This window comes from Gordonia sp. (in: high G+C Gram-positive bacteria) (assembly GCF_020438995.1).
In the GTDB taxonomy this organism is placed as follows: Bacteria; Actinomycetota; Actinomycetes; order Mycobacteriales; family Mycobacteriaceae; genus Gordonia.
In genome coordinates this window covers 1-10,864 of record NZ_JAGQTN010000315.1, presented here as the reverse complement: position 1 = coordinate 10,864, position 10,864 = coordinate 1, and the positions used below count along the sequence as shown (strand labels likewise).

Genomic DNA, 10,864 nt, shown 5'->3' with positions numbered 1-10,864 from the left:
TCACCGACAAGGTGCTTCTCCCGGTCTGATAGTTTTTGGCTTCGCAACCTCAATTATCAACCAGGACAAGCACTTTTGTCTTCTCAAACGCCGGAACTCCCACCACTACTCGCGGATCTAGGTCAGATGTCGCGGTTGTTCGGCAACATCGGCATCGTGCTACCGAGTATCGGCAGCGTGTTCGAGGGTGGTTTCTGGCTGGTCCCGATGCTGAACTCGGTGAACAACACCGCGGACACGCTGGTGGGCATGGGGCCGGCCATCGCCGACAACGATGCGCTGATCCGCAAATTCCTCACCGAGAACCTGCAACCGTTCATGAAGAAGCCGGGTCTGGACATCGTGTCGATGCGGACCCCCGAAGGACAAAACGTGATCAGTGAGATGCTCCGGGTGCTCAAGATGCTGGGAGCGGTGCAATGAGTCGGGCCGCGATGGTCACCGCATCCGGAATGCGGACCGGGCTGTCGGTGGTCGCGATGCTGGCGCTGATGGCCGTGTCGATCCTGTACCTCGGTTCCGTCGGACTGAGCGTCACCGACAACCGCGGCGTGCGTACCGCGAAACTCGAACTGCGGGAAACCAACGGTCTCGTGGTCGGCTCGCGCGTGCTGTATCGCGGCGTGCCCGTCGGGAAGGTGACCAAGGTGCAGCCCTCGGTCACCGGCGTCGATGTGTCGTGGAATTACAAGAAGGAATATGTGATTCCCGAGGACTCCCGGTTCCGGGTCGACAACCTGTCGGCGCTTGGCGAGACCTACCTGGGAATCACACCGCGTGGTGGCGGAGGGCCGGCGCTGTCGGACGGAGTGCGCCTGGCGACGTCGAGCGTGGAGGTGCCCACCACCATCGACGAACTGTCGGCACGATTCACCCGACTGCTCGAGCAGGTCAACGAGAAGAAGGTCCGCGCGATCATCGACGAGGCCAACACCGGCCTGGTCCCTGACCGCGAACTGCTGGGAAACATCGCCAATGCCAGCGCACTGCTGGAGTCGACGATCATCACCACCCGCGGCTCGCTGACTGAACTGCTCGACCGGTTCCAGCCGCTGCTCATCAAGGGCGCCGACGTCAGCGACGAACTCGCCGCCTCCGGCAAACCGCTCGCACGGTTCGCCGACGGTCTGGCACTGTTCGTCACCGAGGGTGGCAAGAGCAAACCGACCAGTCGCGACGGCAAGGACGGCTTCATCGTCAGCACGCATGCACCGGATTCACTGAACAATCAGGCCAAACCGTTGCTGACCAATATCCAGCGGTTCCTGGACCGATCGGCCCCGGACCTGAAGATTCTGGGTGAGGCGGTCACCCCCGCGATCAGCGAGACCGCCGCGCAACTGCGGACGGTCGACCTCAGTGACCTGATGCGCACCGCATTGGCCACGGCCGGCAACGGAAACGGCCTCGTGGTCAAGGTCAGTGGATAGTCGATCGGCTGCCGCGCAGCACGATCGGTGATAGTGAGATGGGAAGACAATGACAGCGCAAACCTGCGAAAGCGACATTGATATGGAATCGGCCGAACGCGACGACAGCCACCCGGAAGAAACCGAGACGCCCGAGGACAAGACCTCGCAGAGCGAGACTCCAGAAAGTAGAACTCCGGAAAGCAAAACTCCGGAGAGTAAGGTCGGCGAAAGCAAGGCGGCGGTGGCCGAGAAGGCGATCGGTAAAGGCGCGAAGAAGGCGCGGTCATTCCAGATCGGTGCCGTGCCGCTCGCTCTCGGAGTGCTGGCCCTGGCATTGGCGATCGCGGTCGGTGTGCTCGGTTACGTGGTCACCGACCGCGGCAACACGATCGACACGATGAAATCACAGGCCGCCGACACGGTCCACGCGGAGAAGGTGGCACTGGACTACGCCACCGGCGCGGCCCAGATGGACTACAACGACCTGGCCGCCTGGAACAAGCGGCTGACCTCGGGAACGTCGAAGGAACTGTCGGCCAAGCTGACCGACGCGGCCACAGCGATGGAACAGGTCATCGTGCCATTGCAATGGAAGTCCACCTCGTCACCGGTCGCGTCGACGGTGAAAAGCCACGACGGTGACGTTTTCGTGGTCGCCGCGTTCGTCAGCGTGAACACGAAGAACGCGCAGGCACCCGACGGCGTGCAATCGACCGCGAGCTACACCGTGACGGTGGACCGATCCAGGGATTGGTTGATCACCGATGTCGGTGGAGTGGACGCAGCAGTCGGTCAGAAGTAGCGGCGGGACAAAAGTAGTTGATCAATTCTGAGAGGTGTTGAACCGTGAGCAATATCCTGAACCTGGCCGACAGTGCGTGGCCACTGGTCACCGAAGAGGGGTGGCCGCCCAACATGGAGCCGCATCCCAGCAATTTCAGCGTGGGTACGGCGCAAGAGATCGCATTCTTCTTCATCGCCGGCGCCGCCGTCGTCATCTTCGCCCTGCCGTGGGCGATCAAAGCCGGTGCCAGAAGCCGAAACTGGGTGCCACTCCTGGTGATCGGCAGCGGCCTGGTCTGCAGCCTGCTCGAGCCGATGCTCGACCTCCTCGGTCATCTGCACTGGGCCAACAACCTCATTCCGGCGTTCACCAACTTCGGTATCACGGTGCCGGCGCTGATTCCGCTGTGCTATGTCGCTTTCCTGGGTCTGGAGGCGTACTTCGCCTATTTCGTCATCCGTAATGGCGCCCACCGTAGGCACTTCGTGATGCTGCTCGGAATGGGCATCATCACCGATGCCGTGATGGAGACGATCGGTATCAATCTCGGCGTGTACGAGTACTACGGTGTCCAGCCGTTCGAATTCCTCGGTTTCCCGTACTGGTGGGGCTTCATCAACGGCGGCTCGTTTGTCACCATCGGCGCTATTCTGGCCTTCGCCGTGCCGCGCCTTCAGGGTTCCTACAAACTGCTGATTCTGCTGTCCGCGCCGTTCGGCATGATGGTTGCCTACTTCGGTGTCGGCTCGGTGCACATCCTGGTCCACAACTCGGCGCTGCCGACCTGGGTTCGCTGGGTGGCCGCTGCGGTGATGATGGTGATGATGGTGGGCTGGATGTTCCTGCTGCATCAACTCGTAGGACGTAAGGCGAACGAGGCCGCTCCGAGCTGGAACCTGGGCCGGATGTTCATGTACTCGTGGGTGCTGCACACCAAGGCGTCACGTCAGCGGTTGTGGGACAAGATGATCGACGAGGCCGGCCCGGGCGCGCGCGAACAACTCGCCGCCGATCCCGAGGATCCCGACCTGGCTGTCGTCGGACCGCATACCGCCCTCGGCGGCGCTGTCGGCGACCGCGATCTGGTTCACTGAGCTTATCCGGATCTCCTGCGGATTACCCACACGGTCCCGACCACGACAGGTGGTCGGGACCGTCTGCGTTCAGGCCAGGGTACCGGTGCCGTTCGGGTTGCCGGTGGCGTTCGGGTCAGGGTGCCAGGGCGCTGCGGACAAAATTCTGGGTGGTGGTGACAACCTTCTCAACCGATCCGCGTCGTGGGTTCCACCATTCCGCGGCCCAGTTCAGGGCGCCCAGGATCAGCATCTGCGTGATGTAGAGATCCAGGTCAGTGCGGATCGCGCCCTCAGCATGTGCCGACCGGATGAGATCACGCCAGATCCGGCCGTATCGGTTCTCCTCGGTGACCTGGCGTTTGCGGATGTTCTCCGGGACCTGGCCCGAATTCCGGATCGAGGCGGTGGTGTACGCGGAGATCTCCAGTTCGTGGCGCAGATGGGTTTCGACGGCGACCAGTATCCGGTCCATGGGCTCGGTACCGTCGGGCAGGTCGTCGAGCACTGCTGTCATGTGCTTGCGCATATCGGCGATACCCGACCACATGACCTCTTCGATCAGGTCCTCGCGGGAGTCGAAATAGTAGTAGATCGCCGGTGCCTGGATCTCGGCCACCTGCGCCACATCCGTGAGCCGCATACCGGCGTAGCCCTTGCGGCTGAGCACCTCGGCCGCCGCGTCGAGAATCCTGGCGCGGGTACGTTCGGACTTGGACGCCGACTCGTCGGTCGTCGTGCTCTGGCGTGTCTTGCGGGGCGGCATACGGCGAATTCTAATCCACGATCAGCGCAACGCCGCAGGTGGCATCACCTGCGGCGTTGGCGCTTAGGTTTGCATAGGTTCCTCAGAGGATCCGTCGCAGGAGCTTCTTGGCGAACTCGCTGTAGGGCGGGTACTGGAACTTCAGATCGGGCTTCTGAGTCTTGACCAGGACGGCCTTGCGGTGGCTGAAGGTCTCGAATCCCCATCGGCCGTGATAGGCGCCGATGCCGCTGGCGCCGACCCCGCCGAACGGCAGACTCGGAATCAGGCAATGCATCGCCACATGGTTGACCACCGCACCGCCCGACGGGACATCGCTGATCAACCGGTCGGCGGTGGCCTTGGACCGCGTGAAGACGTAGAACGCCAGCGGTTTGGGCCTGCTGTTGACGAAAGTCACGGCGGCTTCGGCATTCTCGATGCCCAACACCGGAAGGACCGGGCCGAAGATCTCGTCGGTCATCACCGGATCGGTGGGGGACGGTTCATCGATGATGGTGGGCTCGATGGAGATCGACGCCGCGTCGGTGCGGCCTCCGGTGACGATGGATCCGCTCGTCGAATCGAGGTAGCCGGCGATCCGGCTGAACTGGCGTTCGTTGACGATGCGCTGCAGGTCGGGTTCTCCCGCCCGCAGTTCGATGAGAACTTTACGCAATGCATCGATGAATGCCGGTTTGACCGAATTCTCCACCAGGATGTAGTCGGGTGCGATGCAGGTCTGGCCCGAATTGAGAAGTTTGACCCATAGAATGCGGCGGGCCGCGATTTCCAGATCGGCGTCGGACAGGATCACCACGGGGCTCTTGCCGCCCAGCTCGAGGGTGACCGGTGTCAGTGTCTTGGCGGCACTTTCCATGATCTTCTTGCCGATCTCGGTGCCGCCGGTGAACAGCGCGTGATCGAAACCCTGGGCGAGCAGATCCTGGGTGGTGGCACCGTCGCCCTCCACCACGCGCACGGCCTCGGCGTCGACGTACCGCGGCAGTGCGCGGGCCAGGAAGGCGGACGTTTTCGGTGCCAGCTCCGACGGCTTGATCACCACGGTGTTGCCGGCGGCGATGGCCGCGACGAGCGGCGACAGGGTCAGGAACACCGGATAGTTCCACGGACCGATGATCAGGACCGTGCCCAGCGGCTCGAACTCGACCCGCGCGGAACCGGGCAGCTGGGTCAGTGGCAGCGACTGACGCTGCGGACGCACCCAGCGCTTGAGGTTCTTGCGTGCGACGTCGATCTCGGCCTTGGTGCCGACGATCTCACCGAACCAGGTGTCGTAGGCGTTGCGGCCGAGGTCGGCGGCCATCGCTTCGGCGATCGCCGGTTCTTCTTCCGCCAGTAGCCGTTCCAGCCCGTCCAGCTGCGCCAGACGCCAGGCGAGTGGGCGGGTGCGCCGCGTCGCGTACACCGCGCGCAGGTCGGCGACGACGGTATCGGCGCCGGGCGTGGAACTGACGGCTGCCGTCGCGGCCCTTGCGGTCTTCGGTGTGGCCGTGGTCTTCGGCGTGGCCGTGGTCTTCGGTGTGGCCGTGGTCATGGTCTCTCCTGTGTGGGGCGGTCGGTTGGCGATCAGAGTGTGCAGGGCCTGCGGCGTGTGAGGGCCTCAGAGCGTATAAGGCATGGACTTCACGGCGCGGACGAAGTTGCCCGTCAGGTACTCGGGTTCGCCGACACGGAGGGTGGGGGCACGGTGCAGGAGTTCGCGGAAGATCTCCCGCAGCTGGGAACGGGCGACGAAGTTGCCCATACAGTTGTGCGGTCCGCCGCCGCCGAAACCGAGATGGGGGTTGGGCGAGCGCAGGATGTCGAACCGGTCCGGATGGGCGAAGACCTTCTCATCGCGGTTGGCGGAGGAATAGATGATGGCGACCCAGTCGCCTTCGCGAATGAACTGGCCGCCGAGTTCGACATCCTGGGTTGCGGTGCGCCGGAATGTCATGACCGGTGTCGCGAAACGGACGGCTTCTTCCACCGCGTCTTCGATCCGGTTGTCGAAGTCGGCGAGCAAGAGCTCACGCTGATCGGGAAAGTCCTGAAATGCTTTGGCGGTCAGGGAGATCGAATTGCGCGTGGTGTCGTTTCCCGCGACGGACAGGAGTACGAAGAACGACGCGATCTCCTCGTCGGTGAGTTGCTCGCCGTCGACTTCGGCCTGAACGAGGTTGGTCATGAGATCGTTGCGCGGGCTCGTCCGGCGCTGATCGGCCAGGTCGAAACCGATTTCCAGCAGACCGACCAGGGCATCGTTGAGAACCTCACCCGATTCGCGGCCCGCGGCGACGTTCTCATCGGCCCAGGAGACCATTCCGTCGGCATGATGTGCCGCCAGTTCGCGGGCCTCCTGATCCTCCAGCCCGACCATCTCGTAGATGGTCCACATCGGGAGCTTTTTGGATACCGCCGAAACGAAGTCGCCTTCGGGATGGGCCAGCAGGTCGTCGACGATGATCCGGGCCTGATTGCGGATCTGCTCGTGGATGCTCGCGACCTGCTTGGGGGTGAACGCCGTGCTCACCAGCCGCCGGAGCTTGGCGTGGCGGGGATCGTCCATGCCGAGGAAGGAACCTGCCGCCGACAGGATGTCCTCGGGCACCTCCTCGAACTGGAAACCGCGGCTGGAGCAGAAAATCTTGGCCTTGCGGCTGACCTCACGGACCAATTCGTGGCTGGTCACCACCCACACGCCGTCGTTCTCCGGCGGCATGAGTGAACCTTCGAGTGGGCGATGCCAGCTCACCGGACGCTGCTCGCGAAGCACTTTGAAGGTCTTGTCCCGCTCCTCCGCGGTGACGGACCAGAAGTCCAGGGACGAGATGGAAAGCTCGTCGTAGGCGGGGCGGGACGGTGCGGCGACGGTGGTCATCGGGGCCTCCTCGGAGTACGGGACTGTTTTGCTGTCGGATGCGACCGGCGCATGTCGGTTTCTGCGCCGACGCACGGACGCCGATCGCGGCACGCTCGTGTTGTCGGCATAACGCGAGTGATGTGATCTGGCTCGCAGTCTATGTCCAGCAACCGGCGTTGTCGACTAGTTTTCGAATATGGATTAACCAGCGCATCTGTTGTGACAGCTGGGATGTGGTTGCGGACGGGTGTCAGCCGGTGGTGGCCGGCTCCCGGTCGGTCGCTGATGGCTGCGGTCGCAGGGACGGATCGCGTGGAGGTTGTCCCACCACCAGGTGCTTGCCGAGCATCGCGATCGTCCAGGCGATCGCGCCGGCAACGGTGAGTGCACCGAGGTACAGGGCCCACATCGGCGGATTGTCGGACGACGTGCGGATCGACAGGTAGATGATGCCGCTGCCGAACAGCCCGTAGGCGAAGCAACTCGGTACGAGGAGAAGCAGGTAGAGCTGCGACGCTCCGCGCAGCAGCGGGACCAGGCGCGAGGCGATGATTCCACTGATCACGGCCGACATGGCATTGGTGAAACCGAGGAAGAGCGGATAGCCGAGGAACTTGAACGGGTGATCGCCCGGATAGATGTAGACGTCCATCACGCTGATGTAGATGATCTCGGCAACCACCGACATGGCCACGATGCCGAAGTACAGGCGCCAGACGGTGCGCATGCTCGGGAATCGTGCGATGGTGCGGGCGATGATGACCGACGCGCCGCCGTAGAACGCGACATAGGCCGCGGGAACCCAGATCGGCTGCGCGCTGCCGAAGGTCGTGTACAGATGCCACTGTCCTCCGCGGGGGAACACCAGGCCATAGAGGTGATCGAACAGCGGCTCCATCAGGGCGGCCAGGCCGCCCGAAACGGTCAGGATTGCCGGCCAGACGATCTTCTCGCGGATACAGATCTGCGCGACGAAGCAGATCGCCACGATGGCGATCGCGAACGTCAGTCCGGTCGCGAACCACTGTCCGACCTCGCTGACCTGCGCATTGAGTACCTCAGGGGACTCGTGTTTCACGGCTTCCTCCGATCAAAAACTTTAATCTGGTTTCAGAATACACCATAAGTAGAGTTATAGTGTGATTGATCGCACAGATCGATGTCGGGAGTGGTTCGGCGATGAGCGCCCCGACGGGGAGTGAGGAATCAGTCAATGGCCAGTGTCAAGGAACCAGCGACGGAACGCACAGCCGTCCTACCGGTGGTATCGGACGTACCACCCCTGGAAAGGCGGGGATCGACGACGTTCCTCGCGGCGATCGGACTCGTCTGGTTCGCCGTGAGCGTTGTCGTGATCGCCCGATGGGTCGGATCGGACCATTTCACGCCCGCGCCAAAGATCGGGCCCGACGAGATGGAATCCTGGCGGCTCATCGCGCTCCGGATCTTCGAGGTCATCAGTCTCGTAGTGCTGCTGCTGTTCATCTGGTTCTCGGTGATCAAGCCGGTCCGCGACACCGGCAGACTCAGCCTGGACGGCCGGTTCGTCATCGGCGGCCTGGTGTGCTTCGTCGCCGACGCCTTCCTGAACGTGCAGAAGTACCTGTTCGCCTGGAACAGCGAGAACATCAACATGGGTGTGTGGGTGAAGTTCATGCCGTTCCACAACCCGGACGCGCCCACCCAGTACGCCGAGTCGCTGGTCTGGGGCCCGCCCATGTACGTCTACTTCTGTGCCGGTGTGGCCATCGTCGCGTGCTACCACGCGAAGAAGGTGCGCAGGCGCTGGCCCTACATCAGCAAGGTCACCCTGTTCACCGGGATCTTCGTTTTCGAGTTCCTGTTCGATTTCATCGTCGAGAACGTGGTCATCCGCACCACACACGCTTACGCCTTCGCCAACACCTATGAGCCGCTGACCCTTTGGGCCGGCGAGGTCCATCAGTTCCCGATCTACGAATCGATCCTGGTCGCGTTCGTCGGCTGCGTGTTCACCTGGATGCGGATGGAGGCCGAGGATCATCCGGAAGGGCTCTCGCCCATCGAATCGGGCCTCGTGCACTGGCGGCCGGAGCTGCAGGGCTGGGTGCGGAACTTCGCGGTGCTCGGATTCTGCATGGTCACACTGTGTTTCGTGTACCACCTGCCGTTCAACTGGCTCGGGATGATCGGGGATTCGGTGGCCGACATGCCGAGTTACCTGCTGCCCGCCTGACAGTCCCGGTGTCTTGGAGTGGACCGTCGCGGATCAGCCCGCGGCGGTCCGCCCGGCCCGTAGGTTTGCGCGTTCGTCGGCAATGGATTTGATCCAGTGTTCGGCGGTCCAGCTGAGCGTGTCGAGATCGACGGGCAGGGTCGTCTGTTCGTAGCCGACGATGATCAGCAGCGCCCAATGCGCGTATCGTGCAGCGGCTTCGGGATTCAGTAGACGCCCGACGATGTTGTGGACCACGTCGTAGCGCAGTCGATCGGCTGCTTCGACCACGTGGCGTACCGCGGGGTCGGCCGATCCCCACGAGCGGATGGCGCCCTCGGCTCCGTGGGGAAGTTTGAGGCCGTAGGAGATGAGCCGGTCGAGAGCGGCGTCGGCATCGGGCTCGGCGAGGAGCCTCTCGAGGTGTTGCTGGGTGTGGGTGGTGAACCAGTAGTCCGGCAGCGCGCGGGTGTAGTCGGCCCAGTTGCGGAAGAAATGATAGAACGATCCGGTGGTGACACCCATCCGCCGGCAGACCTCGGACTGTTTGAGTGCGCCGTAGCCATCCGAGGCGAGGATGTCGAGACCGACTCTGAGGTAGGCGTCGCGGGATGCGGTGGTTGCCATCTGTCCTACGTTATCCGAGCGCGGTGGTGGTTCGCTGAACCACGGGGGTGCTGTCCAGGGCCTGCCTGATCAGCATTTGCGCGGACGTCACCACGGCGTCCACCGGAATCAGGTCGGAGCGGTGCCATTCGGCGGCCCAGTTCAGGGAACCGAGCAGCAACATACGCAGGACGAAAAGATTGATGTCCGAACGGATTTCGCCCTCACGGGCCGCATCCTCGATCAGTCGGTGCCAGATTCGTCCGTATTCTTCGGCCTCCTGGGTGGCCCGTATCCGCAGGTGGGTGGGGATCTGTGCGGTATTGCGTATCGACGCCGTCGTGTAGTCGGACACCTCGAGTTCGCGGCGCAGGTGGGCCTCGACCGCCAGCATGATGCGGTCCATACCGGTATCGCCGGGTGTGGCCGTGTCGAGGACTTCGCGGACGTGCCGGCGCAGATCGGCCAGACCCCACCACATGACCTCTTCGACGAGTGCGTCGCGGGAGTCGAAGTAGTAGTAGATCGCGGTCGCGCGCACTCCCGCGACCTCGGCGACATCCTGTAGATGGGTACCTGCGTAGCCCTTCTCGCTGAGCACCTTGGCCGTGGCGTCCAGGATGCGTGCACGGGTCTGGACGGACTTGTGGCCGCTTCGGCCGGTGCGTCCGGACGGGGCCGCGCCCGCCATTTTTGATTTCATATTAAGTGCCACGCTACCGACTATAGGGCTACCCGTCCACCGGTGGTGGAGTACTAAGTCCCCGATGGCGTGACCGGTCCGATGCCCGCGGGCTCGCAAGGGAGCTTCTGTGCTGTCTCGGCCGGCATCGAAAACCTAATGGAAGTAGGGGGGTCCCATTGGCGGACATTTTGGGGTATTTTGACTCTGTGATCGGTGGCGCACCCGGGCAGTCCGGCTGGCGTGCGTCACACCTGTTCGCCCGGTGGAGTCATCGGCCGACAGGGGATGCGAAGCTCAGCCGAGTTGTTAGGTCGAGGCTCGCATACCGATCCCGATGCTGTGCGGCCGCATGAGGGTGTCCGTTTCAGTACGCCAACCACAACTGCCTCCTGGGCGATCGGGTCGTATCGGCCGTCGCATAAGTGGGGGGCGCCGCATGTCTGGAGGAAGCAGTGGGTGTAGAGGTCAGTGTCGAGGGGCTTACCAAGTCGTTCGGGTC

At 63.2% G+C, this 10,864-nt stretch carries 11 protein-coding genes; 5 read left to right on the top strand and 6 right to left on the bottom strand.

Going from position 1 to position 10,864, the window contains the following annotated elements; translation table 11 throughout:
* Positions 1 to 126 precede the first annotated feature (126 nt).
* From KDB67_RS22015 to KDB67_RS22000, 4 genes are all read left to right on the top strand, one after another.
* Entirely contained in the window at positions 127 to 423 is a 297-nt protein-coding gene (locus KDB67_RS22015) for a hypothetical protein (protein WP_291020639.1), read from the top strand.
* Positions 420 to 1,430, top strand: coding sequence for an MlaD family protein (locus tag KDB67_RS22010; protein ID WP_291020637.1), 1,011 nt, complete (start codon positions 420 to 422; stop codon positions 1,428 to 1,430). The genes KDB67_RS22015 and KDB67_RS22010 overlap by 4 nt, the downstream gene beginning before the upstream one ends.
* 49 nt (positions 1,431 to 1,479) lie before the next feature.
* Positions 1,480 to 2,214: a hypothetical protein gene (locus KDB67_RS22005; RefSeq protein WP_291020635.1), complete on the top strand. Its 735-nt coding sequence runs from the start codon at positions 1,480 to 1,482 to the stop codon at positions 2,212 to 2,214.
* A gap of 113 nt (positions 2,215 to 2,327) precedes the next feature.
* Positions 2,328 to 3,290, top strand: a complete 963-nt coding sequence (locus KDB67_RS22000; RefSeq protein WP_291020641.1) for a hypothetical protein — start codon at positions 2,328 to 2,330, stop codon at positions 3,288 to 3,290.
* Positions 3,291 to 3,405: 115 nt separating this feature from the next.
* On the opposite strand, the gene KDB67_RS21995 is transcribed toward KDB67_RS22000, so the two are convergent.
* The 4 genes from KDB67_RS21995 to KDB67_RS21980 form a co-directional block, all read right to left on the bottom strand.
* The gene (locus KDB67_RS21995) at positions 3,406 to 4,035 is read right to left on the bottom strand and encodes a TetR/AcrR family transcriptional regulator (protein WP_291020632.1); all 630 of its coding nucleotides are present in this window, start codon (positions 4,033 to 4,035) and stop codon (positions 3,406 to 3,408) included.
* 82 nt (positions 4,036 to 4,117) lie between these two features.
* Positions 4,118 to 5,572: an aldehyde dehydrogenase family protein gene (locus KDB67_RS21990; RefSeq protein ID WP_291020631.1), complete on the bottom strand. Its 1,455-nt coding sequence runs from the start codon at positions 5,570 to 5,572 to the stop codon at positions 4,118 to 4,120.
* Positions 5,573 to 5,638: 66 nt separating this feature from the next.
* Positions 5,639 to 6,898 (bottom strand): cytochrome P450, encoded by a 1,260-nt coding sequence (locus KDB67_RS21985; RefSeq protein WP_291020629.1) that lies wholly within the window; start codon positions 6,896 to 6,898, stop codon positions 5,639 to 5,641.
* Between the two features lie 232 nt (positions 6,899 to 7,130).
* Positions 7,131 to 7,958, bottom strand: coding sequence for a hypothetical protein (locus KDB67_RS21980; RefSeq protein WP_291020627.1), 828 nt, complete (start codon positions 7,956 to 7,958; stop codon positions 7,131 to 7,133).
* 135 nt (positions 7,959 to 8,093) lie between these two features.
* On the opposite strand from KDB67_RS21980, the gene KDB67_RS21975 reads away from it, so the two are divergent.
* Positions 8,094 to 9,095, top strand: coding sequence for a spirocyclase AveC family protein (locus KDB67_RS21975; RefSeq protein ID WP_291020625.1), 1,002 nt, complete (start codon positions 8,094 to 8,096; stop codon positions 9,093 to 9,095).
* Between the two features lie 33 nt (positions 9,096 to 9,128).
* Here KDB67_RS21975 and KDB67_RS21970 read toward each other — a convergent pair whose 3' ends face one another.
* A complete protein-coding gene (locus KDB67_RS21970) occupies positions 9,129 to 9,701 on the bottom strand; it encodes a TetR/AcrR family transcriptional regulator (protein ID WP_291020623.1) in 573 nt (190 codons plus the stop codon).
* Between the two features lie 10 nt (positions 9,702 to 9,711).
* Complete coding sequence (locus KDB67_RS21965; RefSeq protein WP_291020621.1) at positions 9,712 to 10,395, bottom strand: TetR/AcrR family transcriptional regulator; 684 nt, start codon at positions 10,393 to 10,395, stop codon at positions 9,712 to 9,714.
* Between the last annotated feature and the right edge of the window lie 469 nt (positions 10,396 to 10,864).